A 19,289-nucleotide genomic window follows, 5' to 3' on the forward strand; every position below is an offset into this window, starting at 1 on the left:
TGTTGCTTTCTCGTGTGGTCAGCCCTTGACGGAGCCGATGAGCATGCCCTTGGCGAAGTGCTTTTGCAGGAACGGGTAGAAGACCAGGATGGGCAGGGTGGCCACCACGATCACGGCGAACTTGATGCCCTGCTCCGGCGGGATGTAGGTGGGGTCCACATTGCCGGTGCCCAGGAGGTCTGATGCCGCGGTGACCTGGCGCAGGTACATCTGCAGGGTCCACTTGGAGTTGTCGCTGAGGTAGAGCAGCGGTGACATGAAGTCGTTCCAGATGCCCACGGCGTAGAACAGCGCGAAGGTGGCCAGGACGGGTTTGGACAGCGGGAGCAGGATCCGCCACAGGATCCCGATCTCGGTGGCGCCGTCCATCTTGGCCGATTCCTCCAGCTCCGCCGGAAGTTCCTGGAAGAAGTTCTTGATGATGATCAGGCTGAACGGGTTGATCGCCGCGGGCAGGATCAGGGCCCAGTACGAGTTCAGCAGGCCCAGGTCCTTCACCAGCAGGAAGGTGGGGATCATGCCGCCGGAGAACACCATGGCAAACACCACCAGGGACAGGATGACCTTGCGCCCGCGGAGCGTCTTTTTGGCCAGCGGGTAGGCCATGGTCACCGTGAATGCGAGCTGGACCAAGGTCCCGACGGCGGTGACCAGGATGGTGGTGACCAAGGCCCGAATGAAGGCCGGGGTGGAGAAGATGTACTCGTAGGAGCCCAGGGTGAACTGCTCGGGCCAGACGAAGAACGCCCGCCGGGTGATTTCCGCTTCGTTGGCGAAGGACCCCGCTATCACGTATATGAACGGCAGCAGGGTGATGACGCCGATCAGGGAGAGGAACACGTAGTTGGCGGCGTCAAAGATCCGCCCGCCGGTGGTGTTGTGGATTTTCATGGCTAGAACAGTCCGCTCTGGTTGAAGCGTTTGGCCAGGGCGTTGGTGCCGAAGATCAGCACAATGCCCACCAGGGATTTGAAGAGCCCCACGGCGGTGGAATAGCTGTAGGCGCCCTGCGTGATGCCCACGAAATAGACGTAGGTATCGAACACGTCTGCCACCGACCTGTTCAGCGCGTTGGTCATCAGGTAGATCTGCTCAAAGCCCGTGTTCAGCATCTGACCGATGGCCAGGATCAGCATCACGATGATGGTTGACCGGATCCCAGGCAGGGTGATGTGCCAGACCCGGCGGAACCGGCCGGCGCCGTCGATGATCGCGGCCTCGTACTGGTCCTGGTCCACGGTGGCCAGCGCGGCCAGGAAGATGATGGTGCCCCAGCCGGTATTCTTCCAGATTTCCTGCAGCACAATCAGCGGCCGGAACCAGTTCGGATCGGACAGGAAGTCGATGTTGGTGCCCAGCACGTTGTTCAGGAAGAGGAACAGCGGTCCGAAGTCCAGGGCGAACAGCAGGAAGCTCAGGGAGGCCACGATGGTCCAGGACAGGAAGTGCGGGATGTACACCAGGGTCTGGACGGTGCGTTTGAGGATGCTCAGCCGCACTTCGTTGAGCAGCAGCGCCAGGACTATGGTCAGCGGAAACGCGATGCCCAGGTTCAGGAACGCCAGGATCAGGGTGTTTCCCAGGAGCCGCGGGAAGTCCGGGTTCGCGAAGAAATCCTGGAAATGCTGGAACCCCACCCACTTGCTGCCGTTCACCCCAAGGAACGGCACATAGTCCTTGAAGGCGATGCTGACCCCGTACATGGGCCCGTACCGGAAGACGGCGAAGTACAGCACGCCGGGCAACAGCAGCAAGTACAGCCACTTGTAGTGCGCGAAGTGGACGGAGAACCTGCCCCGCTTCCGGGGAGCGGACGCAGGAGGCTGCGTCCGCTCCCCGGCCCGGGTGTCAATGACAGGGGCTGCCATTTACTTGTTGTCCTGCCACAGCTTGTTGATTTCTTCCTTGACCTTGTCGCCGCCGCTGGTGTTCCACAGCTTGATGGCGTCCTTCAGGCCCTGCTCGTCGACCTGGCCGGCGAGGTACTTGATCCGGGCGTCGGCCACGATGTTGTCCAGCTGCGCGCCCTTGGAGACGTAGGTGGCGGAAACGAACGGTGCCGCGGGGTTGTAGACAGCGCTCTTGAGGTCCTCGGCCATCACCTCGGTGCGCTTGTCGAAGACCTGCTGTTCGTAGTCGGTGGCCTGCTTGACCGGGTAGAAGCTGTTGCCCGTGACGTTCATGCCCAGCTGCGCGTAGCTCTTCACGTCCGTGGTGACCGCTTTCCCCTCTTCGGTCTCGGGCTTGATGGTGGCAGCCTTGCCGTCCTCCAGGGCGAAGTTGGTGCCTTCGATGCCGTTGTTGAGCAGCACGGCCACGTCCTTGCCGTTCATGGTGTTCAGGAACTCCAGCACCGTTTTCAGTTCGGCTTCGGTGCGGACGCTGGACTTGGGAATGGCCAGGAAGCCGGAGTAGCCGTCGGTGGGGTGGGCGTGGAGTTCGCCGTCGGGGCCTTCGAGGTTGCCCACGAAGCCCACCTTGTTCTGGAAGTTGTTCGGGTCCGCCTGCTTGAAAAGGTTGATCAGGACGCTGACGCGGGAGTCGACGTCCGCGATGATGCCGCCCTTGCCGTTGAAAAACGGTTCGTTCCATTTAGTGCCGTCGAAGGTGGCGAAGTCCGGGTTGATGAGCTTCTCATCCACCATCTTCTTGACGAACCGGTTGGCTTCGAGGAACTCCTCGGTCTCGAAGCTGGGAATCAGCTTCCCGTCTTTCTCGATCCACCGGTTGCCGGCGCCGTACCACTCCTCGATCAGGTCATAGGGGCTGTTGGTGCCCAGCGCACCCCACTTGGGAATGGTGATGCCCCAGGTGTCGTCCTGGCCGTTGCCGTCAGGGTCCTGCTCGGTGAATGCCTTGGCCACCTTGTAGAGGTCCTCGGTGGTTTTGGGCGGCTGGAGTCCCAGCTTGTCCAGCCAGTCCTGGCGGAACATCACGGCGGCACGCATCGGGGCCCGGCCCCGATAGACGCCGTATACCTTGCCGTTGATGCTGGCGTTTTGCTGGATGTCCGGGAAGGTGGTTTTCAGGTTCGGGTAGTCATCCAGCTTGTCCGTCAGGTCCCAGAATGCGCCGGCTTCCGCGTTCTTGACGAAGCCGGGGGTCTTGCCCTGGATGACCATCACGTGCGGGATCTCGGACGATGCGAGGGTGATGTTCGTTTTGTCCTCGTAGGAGGCGTTCGGTGCCCAGGTGATGTTGACGTCCTTGCCGGTCAGCTCCCGAAGCTTCTTCTGCACGGCACCGTCGGCCGACGGCGGCTGGGCTTCGAGGAACGGCGCCATCACGTTCACCGTGGAAATGTCAGCGGACTGCGTTTCACCCCCGCTGCAGGCCGTCAGGGTAAGTGCCGTGGCGGTGACGACGGCGGCGGCCAGGGAGATTTTTCTGCGGATCATTTTGTTCCTTTTCCACTTCTTCGGGGTTGGTTTTGCGGTCACCGGGCAGTGTTCAGCCAGGCAACAGGAAGGCGGTATTCGTTATGGTTGATCGGGCGCCGAGGCGCGGGATTCACCGCGCCGGGAGCGCCTGGTGATGCGTCGGGCCGGGGGCAGGAGCCTGATGTTCGGCATGGGCGGCCATGGATTCATCGTTGGCCGTAAAGAAGCGGTCGCACAGCCAGCCGGTCAGGAAAAGCCACGCGCCCACACTGAAAAACGGGATCAAGCCGGGGACTGCGCCGCTGGCGTAGACCACGGCGGCGGACACAAAAAGCAGGATGACCGTGCCTGCCAGGTGCCGGACGGCGAACCGGGACGACATCAGGAAGTACTGCGCCAGCGGCAGCTCGTACCGCGCATACATCGGGAACAGGTAGCAGACGGCGCCGGCCAGGAAGATCGCCCCCACAAACGTGGCCGCGGCACCCAGCTGGGACGCAAGGTCGCCTCCGGCTGAAAAGCGGTTCCAGTTCATGGTCAGGGCTACAGCCACACCCATGACCGGCAACGCAAGCGCGTTGCCACGGACAAAGTTCCGGACGTATGCACGGGCAAAAGCCGGCAGGAGCCGGGCTGCCTCCCCCGTTGCCCTTTTGCGCACCAGGATGTGCGCGGCCGCGGTGGCAGGGCCCGCGCCGAGGACACCGAAACCCAGGACAGTAAAGGTGAGCCACAGCAGGTTCAGGCAGGCGATCCACAGGAGCGTGTCAAAGAACGAGTACGCGCGGGCGTTCCACGAAGACGTAGGCATGGCACGGCTCCCTTCGGTTCTCCATCGTTGCAGAAACGAGGACTTCAGTGGTCCGCGTCACGTTAGTAATCGGTTTCTCGAAAATCTAGACCGCTTTACGGGGGCAGGTCAAGCGAAATTTTGAATCGTTACATTGCTGGACATGAAGCACGCCCTTAGTTCACACTGGAACTTGGAAAGCGCTTGCCCTGTGGGTTGGCTGTCACAAGAAAACGCCCTCCGGGCCGATTGGAGCACCATGGGAACGCCAGCCGGCACCGTCGCCGGGACTCAGTCCATCCAGAACGCCCCGGCGCCCGCGACGGCCGAAAGGCCCGCCGCCAAGGTGGCACTGGTAGGCGTCCACGGCTTCGGCACCCACCACCTGCGGAACCTGAAACGACTCCAGGCGGCCGGCGTCGTCGACCTCGTTGCCGTGGCCGATCCCACTCCCCCGGCGCCGGGGTCCGTCCCCGCCACAACGCACGCCCACCCGGGCCTGCCGGAACTGCTCGCGGAGACCAGCGGCCTGGACCTCATCATCGTTGCCACCCCCATCCAGACCCACGCACCGCTGGGCCTGGCGGCCCTGGCCACGGCCACCGACCTCTACCTGGAAAAGCCGCCCGTCGCCTCCCTGGCGGACTTCAACCGGCTCCGCGACGCTGCCGCTGCGTCCGGCCGCAGCGTGCAGATCGGGTTCCAAAGCCTGGGCTCGCACGCACTGACGGCCATCGAAAGGCTCCTTGCCGACGGCACCATCGGAACCTTGCAGGGGATCTCCGCCACCGGCCGATGGGTCCGTGACCGGGCCTACTACAAGCGGTCCCGGTGGGCCGGAAAGCGGACCATCGACGGCGTGGACGTGGTGGACGGCGTAGCCACCAATCCCCTGGCGCACGCGGTGGCAACGGCACTGCGAATCGCCGGGGCCCGCACCACCGCGGACATCGCGTCGCTCGAAACCGAGCTGTACCGCGCCAACCCGATCGAGTCCGATGACACGTCCGTGATCCGGATCCGCACCAGCTCAGGCCTGCCCATCACGTGCGCCCTGACGCTGTGCGCCACGGAATCCGTGGAACCCTATGTGACGCTCCAGGGCTCCGCCGGCACCGCTGTCTTCCACTACACCGAGGACCGGCTCACCGTTGAGACCGCTGCCGGCCGTTCCGAGGAAGTCTTCGGCCGGGACGATCTCACCGAGAACCTGCTGGCCCACCGAAACGGCGGCACCCCGCTCCTTAGCCCGCTCCAGGACAGTGGCGCCTTTATGCTCGTCCTGGAAGCCATCCGCACCGCGCCGCTGCCGGCCCCGATTGACGCGGAGTATGTCCGGTGGGAGGGCGAGGACGATGCAGCGCATGCCGTGGTGACCGGCATCGAGGAGGCCCTGGAACTCGCGGGCGGGCAGCATGCCACGTTCAGCGGGCTGGGACTTCCCTGGGCAACCTCGGCGCCGCACGCCTTCCACCTGCCGGCTTCCTGAATGCAGCGCCCGTCGACTGCCGGGCAGCTGCCCGCCGTCATCGTTTCCGGCCAGCTTCATGCCAGGGACCTGCTCACGGACGGGCTGTCGCCCTGCCTGACGGCCGGGCCACGTCCGTCGTTCAGTTGGCAGCTCGGGCAACCCGAACACGCCGATCCGTCGCGGGCCACGCAGACCGGCTACGAGCTGGTGGTGGAGGACAGCGCCGGCACGCCGGTGTGGAGCTCGGGGCAGGTGGCTTCGGGCCGCTTGTCCGCCGGCTTCGATGGGCCCGCGCTCGACGACGACACTGACTATGCATGGCGGGTCCGGGTGTGGGACGGGTCGGGTATGCCGGGCGCATGGTCAGAGTCCCGGCAGTTCAGTACCGGCCTCGGCGACGCAGGCTGGGGCGCCGACTGGATCCACCGCGCGCCCGGCGGCCGCCCGCCCCTGGAGGTTTTGGACGGGGCACTGCGGGTGGCCGGCACACCGTTCCTGCCCGTCCCCTGTGCCCCGATCCAGCACTACCGGCTGGACGCCCGCCTCCGGCCAGTGATGGGCATGGCCGGGATCCTGCTCCGGACCACGGGGCCCGGAACGGGATTGCTGCTGGAACTCAGCGGCGCCGGAAGCGTGGTGCTGCGCCGGGCCGCCGTGTGGGAGATCCCGGCTCCGTCGGCTCCTGCCACCGAGGTATTGGCCAGCGCGGTCCTCCCGCCTGGGGTCCTCGCCGGCCCTGCCCTCACCGGCACTCCGCCAGGTGCCCCGGCCAGCCCGGCGAAGGAGTGGCCCTGCCTCACCGTTACAGACGACGGCGAAGCGGTCACGGTGGTACTGGACGGCCACCAGTTGATGGTTTTCAACGAGTGCGCGGTGCCCGGCGCCCAGGGGCGGCTGGCCCTCCACCAGGCACCCCGGAGCCAGGCGGAATACGCCTCCCTCCGGATCACGGACACCTCCGGCGACAACCCCGGCGGGCTCCTGCTGGACCATGAGTTCACCGCCGGGACGGACCTCGCCCATGCCTACCGCGCGCACTGGACCGGTACCACCGCCCACCGTCAGCCGGACGAGTGGACACTTTTCAGCACCACCATCACCCTCGCGGGAACAGTGGCCAGGGCCCGTCTCTTTGCGGCGGCGCACCATCACGCCCAAATCTCCCTCGACGGAACACCGTGCCTGGCCACGACCTCCTTTGGCTACCCCGGCGAAGGGTATTACGACGCCGCCGACGTCACCGGACGGCTCGCCGGGCCCGGCACTGCAACGCAGGCCCCCACTGACGTGCCCCTCACCGCCCTGCTCCACTGGTACGGACCCGGGCAGGGCCGGGCCGCGGGCCTCCCCGGCCTGCTGGTCCGCCTCAGCGTCCACTACACGGACGGCCGGCGTGAGGTCTTCGCCTCCGGCCCGCACTGGCACGCTGCCGAGGCACCCTACCGCCAGTCGGGCTACCGGAATGACGAGGGCGACCCGGTGGAGCACCTGGACGGGCTGGCCGCGGCAGTCCTTCCTGCCGTCGGACAACTGCCCCCGGCGCTGAGCTACGGCACCCATCCCACCCCGGAATTCCCTGCCCTGCATCCCCGCCGGACGCAGCTGGCGGAGGAGTTCGTGGCCCCGCAGGCGTTCCTCACGGCCGACGACGGGACTCTCGTCGCGGACTTCGGCCAGGTCATTCCCGGCCGGCCCGCCGTGGACTTCCGGGACGGCGTTCCCGGCCGGACCGTGATGATCCGGGCCAGTTACGTCCTGCGCGCCGACGGCAGGGTGGACGCCGGCACAACGGCCAGCCAGAACACGGACATGTCCTTCCCCTACACGCAAACGGCGGGGCCCCAGCAGTACCGCGCCTCGGTACACCTGGGCTTCCGGTACCTGGAACTGCCCGGTGTGGAGGCCGTTGACCTGTCCCGGGTGGGAGCCGTGGTGGTGCATGGCCGGCACCCGGGTGAGGGAAGCTTCACCAGCTCGGATGACACCCTCAATGCCGTATTCCGGCTCCTGCGGGACTCAGCCCTGTACGGCGTGCAGGAGCAGTTCGTGGACACACCCACCCGGGAGAAGGGCCAGTTCCTTGCCGACGCCGTCAACATCTCCTACGCCACCATGTCCCTGTTCGGTGAGCACGCCTATACCGCCCAGGCGCTCCGGGAATTCTGCTGGTCGGCAGCCCGCTATTGGACCGCCGGCGAAGACCGGGGCCGCTACAACGCGGTCTATCCGAACGGGGACGGCAAACGCGACATCCCGGACTTCTCCCTCATGATCCCTGAATGGGCCGAGGAGTACTACCACCGGACCGGCGACCTGGCATTGGTCACTGAACTGCTGCCACACCTCTGCGATACGGCAGATTACGCGCTGCGGTACATCCCGTCAGAGGGGCCGACGGCGGGTCTGGTCACCACCCTGGGCGGCGGCTCCGGCCCCTATCTTCACGGCATCGTGGACTGGCCTGCGCCAGGCCGCTTCGGTTACGACATGGACTGCGCCGCCAAGACCACCGTCAACGCGCAGGCGTACTCCGCTTTGATGGCCACTGCCCGCCTGCTGGCCGCCGCCGGGCAGGAGGATGCCGCCGCCCGCTATGCCCGCCGGGCCCGGGCGCTGGCCGCTGCCATCCGTACCCGCCTACGCGTGGACGGCCTGATGGTGGACGGCCTTCACACCGACGGGACACCCAGCACCCACGCGTCCCAGCACGCCACCTCCTACCCGCTCTCCTTGGGAATCACCGCACCGGAGTACGCCCCGGCTGATGCCCGCAGGATCGCTGCGATGGGGATACTGCAAGGGCCAATGACCGTGCACCGACTGATCCGTGCACTGCTCGCGCAAGGCCTCACCGATGCCGTCCTGGACCTCCTGACGAACAAGGACCAGCCCGGGTGGGCGCAGCTGCTGGAGCGAGGCGCCACTTTCACCTGGGAGGCCTGGGACCTGGTTGACGGGACGGATTACAGCCAGTCCCACGCCTGGTCAGCCTCGGTGGTCAAGGAGATCCTCGACCACCTGCTGGGTGTCAGGTATGCCTCCGCCGGTGGGTGCGAACTTGTCGTCGAACCGCCGCTGTGCCGGCTGGAGCATGCCCGCGGCAGCGTTCCCGCGGGCAACGGCAGCGTGGACATCAGCTGGACCCGGACCGGCGGGCAGCTGCAACTGGAGTGCACTGTGCCCGCCGGAGTCACGGCGGTCGTCCGGCTGCCGGCCGGCAGCTACGGGATCCAGGGCCCGACGGCGGGAGACGCCGTCGAGCGTTCCGCTCCGGTGAGTGCCGCTTCAGTCAGCGGGGATTCCGACGGCGGCCCGGCCGGCACCGCAGCAAAGGTGGACTTCCGCATCCACTCCGGTGCCTGGAGCTTCACTCCCGGCGGTTGATCCGGCCACCCATCCCAACCAAGTAACGGTGGGTGTCGTTTTGGGCCGCCAAAACGACACCTAGCGCTACCTGGCTGGGATTTGGGGTTAGAGCAGAGCGCTTTTCGCCTCGTCCAGGGCCTTCTTCGCCGCGTCGGCCGGGGACATGCGGCTGAAGTGGACCTCAAGGGCATACCGGGTCAGGACCTCAACCACAGCGCTGGAACCGGCGGGCGGCACCGGAACGGCGCCGCCAAGTTCGTCCGCGATGTCATCGATGAACTTGGCCGTGGCCGCATCTGCAGGACTCAGCTTGCTGGTCACGGCTGCACGCACTGCCGAGTTGGCCGGGATGCCGCGGTCCGCCAGCCCGGTGTCGCCGGCCCTGGTGCTGTTGACCAGGAAGTCGACGAATTTCTGGGCCTCGGCAGGGTGCTTGGTCCGGGAGCTTGCGGACCAGAACTGGGAGGACTTGTAGTACTGCTGGGCGTCGGCAGCGGCCCCGTCGATGCTCGGCGGCCGGAGAATCTCAAGCTCCTGGCCGGACGCCTTCCTGAGCGCCCCCAACTGGTTGGACCAGTACCAGGCCATGGCATACCGGTTGGTGGACAGCCCCTGCTGGTCAATGGAAGCGGTGGCGTCTTCCGTGGTGACCGAGGCGGGCGGCACGCCCTTGGAGTCACGCATCTCAGCCTGGTACCCGTACCAGCCCTTGAGGTCGTTCTCGTCGAAGCCCAGCTTTCCGTCTGCGGCGAAGAGGGTCTTGCCGTGCTGGCGCAACCAGAGGTTCGCGGCCGCATCCCCGGTCACCGCGCCGGAGCCGTACACGCCGCCGGCGCTGGTATCCGTGATGGCTGCAGCAGTCCTGTTGTAGTCCTCCCATGTCCACGTGGAATCGTCCGGGATGTTGACACCGCTGGCCGCGACCAGTGCGGGGTTGGCCAACACCACCTGTGCGTTTATGCTGGCGGTCACGGCATACTGCTTACCCTCCACCGTGCCGGCGTCTGCCGCGGCCTTTTCGAACTTGGACTGATCCACGTCCTTGAGCTCAAGCGCTAGGCGTGATCCATAACACGCGTCAAGAACTCACAGAAAGAAACTTTTGCTCACAGAAATTGTTAGCGTGCGCTTCCGCTGTTTGTGTTTCGGGAGTTGAGCCAAAGCAGAATTCCGATGACCGCGGCGGACAATGCGCCTCCCGCGCCGGTGGCGACGAGCCCCATCCGCACCCCGAACTGCCCGGTCAGCCAACCGGCCAGCAACCCGCCCATGGCGTGTCCCCCAAGCAGGAGCGGCAGGTACAACGCCATCACCCTGCCCCGTATCTCGGGCCCTGCCTCGAGTTGGACGGCGGTTGCGGCACTGGTCAGGAACAGCAGGGTCATAAGGCCCACCACCACCAGCATCACGGTGAAGAGGATGAGGTTGGGCATCAGGGCCGCGACCAGCTGTGACAAACCGAAGAGACCGGCAGCGAGGACGATCCCCTTCCGGCCCAGTTTCCGGATGCGGGCCGCCAGCAGTGCACCGGCCAGGGCACCAACAGCGCTGACCGTATTGAACAGGCCGAATCCTTTGACTCCGTTGTGCCAGACGCGTTCGGCAAAGGCTGCCAGCACCACGGGTCCGTTCATTCCGAACATGCCCAGCAGCCCGGCCAGGGCAATGATCAGCAGCAGCGAGGGACGTTCCTTGACGTACCGGAACCCGGCCAGGAGCTGTCCCCTCCCCCGCACCGCAGGGGTGCTGTGGTGCAGTTCGGCGGGGCGGATAGCGGCGATCATGCACAGGACCAGCACGCACAGCAGCGCGTTGGCCGCGAATGCTGCGGCGGATCCGGCCTGGGCAATGACTGCTCCGGCAAGTGCCGGTCCTGCCATGGCACCCAGCTGGCCGATGGCGTTGTTGAGGCCGATGGCCGCCCGGAGCCCGGTGTCCCCCACCACTTCATTAACAAAGACGGTGGTGGCCGGCTGGTTGATGGCGGACGTGACACCGAGCGCGATGCAGCTGGCGTAGACCGCCCAGACCGTGATGGTCCCGCTCGCGGCCCACGCGGCGAGGCCCATGGCGAGGAGGGCGATGATGCCCTGGCAGGCAAGCATGATGCGGCGTTTGGGAACGAGGTCCACCAGTAAGCCGCTGAGCGGGCCCACCACCAGCATCGGCAGGAACTGCAGGGCAACGGCCACGCCCACGGCGGCGGGACTGCCGGTCAGCTGCAGCACCAGCCAGTCCTGGGCCAGGCGCTGCATCCACACTCCCACGCTGCCGGTGAAGAGCAGGACCAGGAAAATCCGGTAGTTGCGCTGCGCCAGGGGCTGGTACCACGGCGGCTGGTTCTGTGACGGACGGAGGGACTGCTGGGAATGCTGGCGGTCGGAAGACACGTCGGACTCAACTCAATAGTGACGGACAGAACCGGGAGATTCTTGGGGCGAAGCCGGTCTTTCCGGCGCAGCTGTACTTCAGAGGGGGCGTGTCAGGCGCGGGTGGAGCGCAGTTTGACGGCTGCTGCGGCGAGGATCAGGGTACCGGGAACCACCACGAAGAGGGCCGCGAGCATCCAGACGAACACCACGGCGCCGAATAATGCCGCAGCCAGCAGGAGGGATCCGGTCCAGTCGCGCAGTGACAGGGCCTGGCCGGTTTCGACTGCGGCGCGCCAGGCACCGCGCGCGTCGGCGCTGCCCACAGCGGGCATGCCGGCGTCGGCAACGACTCCCATGCCTGCGGAGTCGGACCAGGCGGCGGTAGTCCGCAGGAGCAGGACTGCTCCCGCGGCGGCGAGGATCAGGGTGGCGGGAAGCACCACTTCCCGGCCCGGAAGCTGCCCCACCCAAGCGAGCAAAAGGTTAAGGACAATCACGACTGCGGCTGCCGCCGTCGTGATTCCCAGCTTCCAGCTGCCCGGCAGGGCAGCCCTGAACGTGCCCCAGAGGCTGCGGACGGAATCGTCCCGGCCGGAGAGGTGGCGTTCGAGATGGGCGATCCCCGCCGCATACGCGGCGGGGATGGTCACCAGCGGAAGGGACAGCACCAGCACCAGCACCCCGGCCAGGAGGGTCTCGGAGAACAGTGCAAAACGGTTCACCGGGACGGGTTCGTGGTGGTTGGGGGCGGGTGTGGTGCTGTCCATGACGCTCATTTTCTGTTGTGTTCTTCCGTTAGCCCTTGAGGCCCTGGGTGGAGACGCCTTCGACGATGTAGCGCTGGAAGACCAGGAAGAAGATCAGCACCGGCAGCAGGGCCAGGACGGACATTGCAATCATGGCGCCATAGTCCGAGCTCTGGGTCTGGTCAACGAAGAGTCGCAGGGCCAACGGCAGCGGGTACTTGTCCGGCGTGTTCAGGTAGAGCAGCGGGCCCAGGAAGTCGTTCCAGCTCCAGATGAAGGAGAAGATCGACGTGGAGATCAGGGCCGGCTTCATCAGCGGCAGCATGATGGAGGTGAAGATCCGGACGTGCCCGGCGCCGTCTATCCGTGCGGCCTCGTCCAGCTCACCGGGCAGGTTGCGCATGAACTGGACCATCAGGAACACGAAGAACGCGTCGGCGGCGAGGAACTTGCCGATCAGCAGCGGGACGTAGGTGTCCACGAGTCCGAGCTGCTGGAACACGATGTACTGCGGGATGATCACCACGTGGAACGGCAGGAGCAGCGTTGCGATCATCATGCCGAAGAAAATGCTCCGGCCGGGGAACTTGATCCTTGCGAACGCATACGCGGACACGGACGCCGAGAGGATGGTGCCCACCACGGCACCTATGGCCAGGATCAGCGAGTTGGTGAAGAACTGCAGGGTGGAGACGCCGCCGATGCCCTCCATGGCGGTGACGAAGTTGTCGAAGCTGAAGTTGTTGGACCACAGCGAGGTGTTCGCACCGCCGATCTCGGCGTTCGGCTTGAAGGATGAGGCGATCATCCACAGGCCCGGGTACAGGACCACGGCAGTGAGCGCGAGGGCCACGACGTGGAAGATGGTGCTCTTGGCCCGCTTGGCCGCGGCCGATTCGGACTTGGGATTGTAATGCGGCACCTGTGCGTCCGGAGTGGACTGGGTGGGGGTTGCCATGGTTGTCATTTTGCATCACCGCTGTAGTGGACCCAGGACTTGGAGGTACGGAAGAAGATGAGGGTAATGATGCCCACCACGATCACCAGCAGCCAGGCCATTGCCGAGGCATAGCCCATCCGGAAGTCGCTGAAACCCCGCAGGTACAGGTAGAGGGTGTAGAAGAGGGTGGAGCCGGCCGGACCGCCTTCACCGTTGGAGATGATGTACGCCGAGGCGAAGATCTGGAACGCGTGGATGGTTTCCATCAGCAGGTTGAAGAAGATCACCGGGGAGAGCATAGGCCAGGTGATGTTGAAGAACTTCCGGACCGGGCCGGCACCGTCCATGGACGCCGCCTCGTAGAGATCGTTGGGGATCTGCTTCAGGCCGGCCAGGAAGATCACCATCGGGGCGCCGAACTGCCACACCGTCAGGAGGATGAACATCGGCATGGTCATGGACGGGTTGCCCACCCAGCCGCCCAGGTTGATCCCGAAGAAGGACAGCCCCTGGTCCACCGGACCGGAATCGCCGAACATGGCCTTCCAGACGATCGCGATGGATACGGACGCACCGATCAGGGAGGGCGCGTAGAAGGCGGAGCGGTAGAAGCCCTGCCCGCGGCGCTTGCTGTTCAGCAGCATTGCCACCGCCAGTGCCGCGGCGAGCTTGAGCGGGGTACCGAAAACCACGTAGCCCACGGTCACGCCCACTGACTGCAGGAACCGTTCGTCCTGGAAGAGGGTGGTGTAGTTGTCCAGGCCGATCCACTTGGGCGGATCGAACAGGTTGTAGTTGGTGAAGGAAAGGTACAGCGAGGAAATCATGGGCCCGACAGTGAGGGCGATGAATCCCAGCAGCCAGGGCAGCAGGAAGGTGTAGCCGGCACGGGCATCCACCCCGCGCTGCTTCGACTTGCGAAGCTGCGCGGGAGCGGACGACGCCGAACGCCTGCTCAGTGTTGGGCTTTGAGTCACGAGTTCATTCCGTCAGTTGTGGACGTCTTGGTCAGACAGTGCCTGATCAGGCGTTCTGCTTGATGAGGTCTTCGGCTTCCTTGAACCATGCGTCTGCTGCGCCGTCGATGGTCAGCTTGCCGTAGTTCAGATCGGAGGAGACGCGCTTGAAGGAAGCTTCGAGGGTGCCGAAGCCGACGATGGGCGGCTCGGGAGCGTCCTTGAGGTACTGCTCGATGGACTTTTCGTAGTCCACCACGAGCTTGTCCGTGCCTTCGAAGGTGGTGCCGTCACGCTGGGTCTTGGAAGCAGGGACGCCGCGGGAGGTCTTGAAGATCTGCCCTACCTCGGGGTCGTTGACCATGAAATCGATGAAGCGGGCTGCGGCGTCCTTGTACTTGGTCTTGGCGCTGGCCACCATCAGCATGGACGGCTTCAGGAACAGGCCCAGGTTGTCCGGATCATCGGACGGGACCGGAACAAGCTTGAGTTCCTTGGCGCCGCTGTCCCCGAGGTAGCCGGCCATGAAGTTGTCCCAGGTGACTTCAGTTGCCGTGACGTTGGAGCCGAACGGCGACTTGGGGGCGAGCTGGGTGACCCGCTCTTCGGAGACGATGGCGGGGGTTCCGCGAAGGCCGGCGGTGGTGTTCCACCACTTCTTCATATCGTCCTTGGTGAAGCCGAGCTTGCCGTCTTCAGTGAACGCTTCGATGTTGTTCTGGCGCAGCCAGATGTTGAACATCCACCACACGCCGGTGTAGTCGGTGGAGCCGAAGAGTGCGCTGTTGCTCTTGGTGCCTACCTCGGTGAGGAAGTCGTTGAATTCCTTGTAGGTCCAAGAGCCATCCGGCTCGGCGATGCCCAGGGATGCCAGCTTGGCCGGATCGTAGTAGACGGCGAAGGCATTGGTGCTGGTGGGGATGCCGTAGGTCTTGCCCTTGATCTGGCCGGAGGGCAGGAGAGACTTCTCGAATGCATCGGTGTTGATCTTCACGGTGCCGAGGTCCAGGAGCTGGTTGCGCTGGCCGTAATCGCGCAGGTAGGACAGGTCCCACTGCATCACGTCCGGCAGGCCGCCGCCGGCTGCCTCTGTGGCACGCTTCTGCCAGTAGCCGGCGAAGTCGGTGAAGTTGCCGTTGACCTTGATGTCCGGGTTCTTCGATTCGAACAAGGCGATGGCCTTGCGGGTGCGCTCGGCGCGGTCATCGTTGCCCCACCAGGTGTAGTTGATGGTGACGGGCTTCTCCGCGGTACCTGTTTCCCCGGAAGAGCTGGAGCCAGCTCCACAAGCCGCCAGTGCCGCGGCAGATGCGGTGCCGACGGCTACGGTGGTAAGGAAATGCCTTCTGTTGATCATGGGAGCCTCCTTGCTCGATGTGTGCAATCCCTTCGCCCAAAACTACAACGAGGGTAGTGAGCTGGCTTACACGGCTTCTGAAACGATACAATATCGGCATTCACGGAAATGGGCAAGCGTTTTCCAAAGATCTGATTTTCGCGCCGCTTCCCTCTTCCCAGCAGACAAAGGAGTCCCATGATTTTGCAGGAAACCTCCAGCCCGGCCAGCGTCTGGAACAACATCGAAGGCATCGCGTACGGCGGCGATTACAACCCGGAGCAGTGGCCCGCCAGCGTCCGCCTGGAGGACCTGGAGCTGATGCAGGAGGCAGGCGTGAGCTTCCTCAGCGTGGGAATCTTCTCCTGGGCACTGCTGGAACCGGCTGAGGGCACGTACCACTTTGCCTGGTTGGACGAGGTGATGGACAACCTCGCGGGAATCGGCGTTAAGGTCGCCCTCGCCACAGCCACGGCCGCCCCCCCGGCCTGGTTGGTACGGAAACATCCTGAGATCCTGCCGGTCACGGCTGACGGGACCGTGCTGGGACCGGGCTCACGGCGGCACTACACGCCGTCGTCGGCCGTTTACCGCCGTTACGCAACCGGAATCACCCGGGTGCTGGCGGAGCGTTACAAGGACCACCCGGCCCTGGCGCTCTGGCACGTGGACAATGAACTGGGCTGCCACGTCTCTGAGTTCTACGGGGAGGAGGACACAGCCGCTTTCCGTGCCTGGCTGGAGCGCCGGTACGGGAACATCGAGGCGCTGAACGCGGCCTGGGGCACGGCTTTCTGGTCCCAGCACTACGGTTCGTTCGAGGAGATCCTTCCGCCCGCGGTCGCCCCGTCCACGCTGAATCCGGGCCAGCAGCTGGACTTCCAGCGGTTCAACTCCTGGGCGCTGATGGACTACTACCGGGAGCTCGTTGCGGTCCTGCGCGAGGTGACTCCCGGCGTTCCATGCACCACCAACCTGATGGCCTCGAGCGCCACCAAGTCAATGGACTACTTTGACTGGGCCAAGGACCTGGACGTCATCGCCAACGACCATTACCTGGTGGCCGCCGACCCCGAGCGGCAGATCGAACTCGCGTTCAGCGCGGACCTTACCCGGGGCATTGCGGGTGGTGACCCCTGGATCCTGATGGAACATTCGACGTCGGCCGTCAACTGGCAGCCGCGCAACCAGCCCAAGATGCCCGGCGAAATGCTGCGCAACTCGCTGGCCCATGTAGCCCGGGGTGCCGACGCGGTGATGTTTTTTCAGTGGCGGCAAAGCTTCGCCGGGTCCGAAAAGTTCCACTCGGCGATGGTGCCGCACGGCGGGCGCGACACCCGCGTGTGGCGCGAGGTAGTGGACCTCGGCGCGGCGCTGAAGCGGCTGGCTCCTGTGCGCGGTTCCCGCGTGGAGTCCCGCGTTGCGATCGTGTTTGACTACGAGGCCTGGTGGGCGAGCGAAATCGATTCCAAACCGAGCATCGATGTGAAGTACCTGGACCTGCTGCGGGCGTTCCACCGGGCGCTGTTCCTGCGGGGCGTTTCCGTGGACGTGGTGCATCCGTCCGCTATCCTCGATGGCTACGACCTCGTTCTGGTCTGCACCCTGTACTCCGTCACTGACGACGCGGCGGCCAACATTGCCGCTGCTGCCGCGGCCGGTGCCACGGTGCTGGTCAGCTACTTCAGCGGCATTGCGGACAAGAACGACCACGTCCGCCTGGGCGGTTACCCGGGCGCGTTCCGGGAACTGCTGGGAGTCCGCGTGGAGGAATTCCACCCCTTGCTGGCCGGCACACAGCTGAAGCTGAGCGACGGTGCTGTGTCCTCCGTTTGGAGCGAGCACGTGCACCTTGCCGGAGCCGATGCCGTCCAGACCTTTACGGAATACCCGCTGGAGGGCGTTCCGTCCTTGACCCGGCGGCCTGTTGGGGCCGGGTCGGCCTGGTACCTGGCAACGTTCCCGGACCGGGACGGAATCGAGTCTGTTGTGGACCGGTTGCTGGAGGAGTCCGGCGTTGCGGCCGCGGCTGCTGCCGACCCCGGCGTTGAGTTGACGCGGCGGCGCTCCGACGACGGACGCACCTTCCTGTTCGCCATCAACCACACCCGTTCATCCGCGACAGTCCAGGCTTCGGGTGCGGAGCTGCTTTCGGGCCAGGCGTTTGACGGTACGGTTCCTGCCGGCGGGGTTGTGGTGATCGCGGAGGGCTGACGCACTTGAGGTGACCGGCCGTGCGTTCAATTCTTCGTGGCACGGCCGGAAGCTCGGAGCATTGAGGTTAAACAGCTCCGTCCCGGGAGGAACCAAAGGGTCCCACCGGGACGGAGCTGTTACCGCCGTCGGACGATTTGGGCGCCAGGAGGCGTCCACCCAAGTTGTCCTGGGCCGTGATTGGCGGTGTGAAGCTAACTGCTTTTTGGAGCAAATTCAGCTGCTGATCGCAGACTTCATCTCGTCATGCGCCTTCTTGCCGGCTTCCTCAGTGGAGAGCCGATTGAAGAGGACCTCGGAGGTGTAGCGCTTGATGATTTCCTGGATGGCGCCCGCGCCCTTGGGCGGCGGAGCCGGAGCTTCACCGAGTTCGTCCTTGATCTGGTCGATGAACTTGACCACCTTGACGTCGGACGGGGTCAGCTTGGATTCGATGGCTGCCCGGACTTCCGAGTTGGGGTAGACACCACGGTCTGCCAGCAGGACCTCGCCGGCCTTGACGTTGTTGGCCAGGAAGTTGATGAACTTGGCGGTTTCCTCAGGGTGTTTGGTCCGTGAGGAAGCCGACCAGAACTGTGATGCCTTGTACCAAAGCCCGGCGTCATCGGCCGAGCCGGTCTGGGTGGGGAACCGCAGGATCTTCAGGTCGGAGCCTGACGCCTTTTCCAAGGCAGGAGCCTGGTTTGACCACCAGAAAGCCATGCCGTTCTTGCCGGTGGCGAGGCCGCTCTGGTCCAGCGGCGCGGCCTCAGCCTCCACCACCTCGGACGCGGTCGGAACTGCCTTCTTCTCGCTGAGCTCCTTCAGGAAAGCCCACCACTCGGCAATGTCGCCCGGTTCGAAGCCCAGCTTGCCGTCGGAGGTGTAGAGGGACTTGCCGTTCTGGCGGAGCCAAACGCCCAGCGACGCCTCGTCGGTACCGTAAGCCGCCGCACCGTAGGTGCCCTTCGGAGACTTGGATGTGACGTCAGCGGCGATCCGCTCGAAGTCCTTCCAGGTCCACTTGGAATCGTCCGGCAGCGGGACGCCGGCAGCTTCGAACACCTTGGGGTTGGCCAGGATGGTGGCGGCGTTGATGCCGGCAGCGATGCCCGTAAGCCCGTCAGGGCCCTTTCCTGCGTTAAGCGCGGCTTCGTCGAGCTTGGAGGTGTCGATCTCGTACTTGGACAGGTCGAGGAGGGCACCACGGCTGGAGTACTCGGTGATGTACTTTTCGTCCATCTGGATGACATCCGGTGCATCATTGGCGGCCACCTGGGTAGCCAGCTTGTCCCAATAGCCGCTCCAGTCGCCGAACTCCGGCTTGATCTTAATGTTGGGGTTTTCGGCTTCGAACTGCTTGATGGCTTCCTGGGTCAGCTGGGCGCGCTTGTCGCCGCCCCACCAGGAGAACCGCAGCTCAACGGGGCCGTCGGCGCTTTGCTGGCCGGATCCGCTGCCGCAGGCGCTGAGGCTCAGGGCCATAACGACCGCGGCAGCCGCGGCTGCAACGCCAGTCCTGCGCAAGGGGCGGCGTGCACCCGTCGAGGATGTTGCGGCCGGCTGCTTGGCTGCAGCAGAGGCTGAGCGGGAAAAAAGCGGCACTGGTACTCCGATCTTCTTTGATCATGTTGCTGGGGAGGGAATCAAAACTAAGACGGTGCAAAAAACGGGAAACCGTTTTCTGAATCAGATACTACAAGTTGAAAACTTGTAATACAAGACGTTTTCCAAACTCT

General features: G+C 64.8%; 14 protein-coding genes. 3 read left to right on the forward strand and 11 right to left on the reverse strand.

The window, feature by feature from the left end:
- Positions 1-18 precede the first annotated feature (18 nt).
- The 4 genes from BACI348_RS17090 to BACI348_RS17105 form a co-directional block, all read right to left on the reverse strand.
- A complete protein-coding gene (locus BACI348_RS17090) occupies positions 19-891 on the reverse strand; it encodes a carbohydrate ABC transporter permease (protein WP_159828219.1) in 873 nt (290 codons plus the stop codon).
- Between the two features lie 2 nt (positions 892-893).
- Positions 894-1,868, reverse strand: a complete 975-nt coding sequence (locus BACI348_RS17095) for an ABC transporter permease (protein WP_159828222.1) — start codon at positions 1,866-1,868, stop codon at positions 894-896.
- A complete protein-coding gene (locus BACI348_RS17100; RefSeq protein WP_159828225.1) occupies positions 1,869-3,398 on the reverse strand; it encodes an extracellular solute-binding protein in 1,530 nt (509 codons plus the stop codon). It abuts the gene before it with no gap.
- A gap of 112 nt (positions 3,399-3,510) precedes the next feature.
- On the reverse strand, positions 3,511-4,191 hold the full coding sequence (locus tag BACI348_RS17105) for a YesL family protein (protein ID WP_159828228.1): 681 nt from the start codon (positions 4,189-4,191) through the stop codon (positions 3,511-3,513).
- Positions 4,192-4,429: 238 nt separating this feature from the next.
- Between BACI348_RS17105 and BACI348_RS17110 the strand changes: the two genes are divergently transcribed.
- A complete protein-coding gene (locus BACI348_RS17110; RefSeq protein WP_159828231.1) occupies positions 4,430-5,659 on the forward strand; it encodes a Gfo/Idh/MocA family protein in 1,230 nt (409 codons plus the stop codon).
- Complete coding sequence (locus tag BACI348_RS17115; RefSeq protein ID WP_159828234.1) at positions 5,660-9,025, forward strand: family 78 glycoside hydrolase catalytic domain; 3,366 nt, start codon at positions 5,660-5,662, stop codon at positions 9,023-9,025.
- A gap of 87 nt (positions 9,026-9,112) precedes the next feature.
- Here the strand turns inward: BACI348_RS17115 and BACI348_RS17120 are convergent, their stop codons facing one another.
- From BACI348_RS17120 to BACI348_RS17145, 6 genes are all read right to left on the reverse strand, one after another.
- Complete coding sequence (locus tag BACI348_RS17120; protein WP_159828237.1) at positions 9,113-10,045, reverse strand: ABC transporter substrate-binding protein; 933 nt, start codon at positions 10,043-10,045, stop codon at positions 9,113-9,115.
- A gap of 80 nt (positions 10,046-10,125) precedes the next feature.
- A complete protein-coding gene (locus BACI348_RS17125) occupies positions 10,126-11,397 on the reverse strand; it encodes an MFS transporter (RefSeq protein WP_159828240.1) in 1,272 nt (423 codons plus the stop codon).
- Positions 11,398-11,489: 92 nt separating this feature from the next.
- On the reverse strand, positions 11,490-12,155 hold the full coding sequence (locus BACI348_RS17130) for a Poxvirus protein I5 (RefSeq protein ID WP_159828243.1): 666 nt from the start codon (positions 12,153-12,155) through the stop codon (positions 11,490-11,492).
- 19 nt (positions 12,156-12,174) lie between these two features.
- Complete coding sequence (locus tag BACI348_RS17135) at positions 12,175-13,092, reverse strand: carbohydrate ABC transporter permease (RefSeq protein WP_159828246.1); 918 nt, start codon at positions 13,090-13,092, stop codon at positions 12,175-12,177.
- Positions 13,089-14,042 carry a carbohydrate ABC transporter permease gene (locus BACI348_RS17140; RefSeq protein ID WP_159828249.1) on the reverse strand — a complete coding sequence of 318 codons (954 nt, stop codon included), beginning with the start codon at positions 14,040-14,042 and terminating at the stop codon, positions 13,089-13,091. Before BACI348_RS17140 ends, BACI348_RS17135 begins: the two co-directional genes overlap by 4 nt.
- Positions 14,043-14,088: 46 nt before the next feature.
- A complete protein-coding gene (locus tag BACI348_RS17145; protein ID WP_159828252.1) occupies positions 14,089-15,378 on the reverse strand; it encodes an ABC transporter substrate-binding protein in 1,290 nt (429 codons plus the stop codon).
- A gap of 177 nt (positions 15,379-15,555) precedes the next feature.
- Here BACI348_RS17145 and BACI348_RS17150 point away from each other — a divergent pair, with 177 nt between their 5' ends.
- Positions 15,556-17,571 (forward strand): beta-galactosidase, encoded by a 2,016-nt coding sequence (locus tag BACI348_RS17150; protein WP_159828255.1) that lies wholly within the window; start codon positions 15,556-15,558, stop codon positions 17,569-17,571.
- Positions 17,572-17,787: 216 nt separating this feature from the next.
- Here BACI348_RS17150 and BACI348_RS17155 read toward each other — a convergent pair whose 3' ends face one another.
- Positions 17,788-19,155, reverse strand: a complete 1,368-nt coding sequence (locus BACI348_RS17155; RefSeq protein ID WP_159828258.1) for an ABC transporter substrate-binding protein — start codon at positions 19,153-19,155, stop codon at positions 17,788-17,790.
- Between the last annotated feature and the right edge of the window lie 134 nt (positions 19,156-19,289).

This window comes from Arthrobacter sp. 9AX (genome assembly GCF_902506095.1).
In the GTDB taxonomy this organism is placed as follows: Bacteria; Actinomycetota; Actinomycetes; order Actinomycetales; family Micrococcaceae; genus Arthrobacter.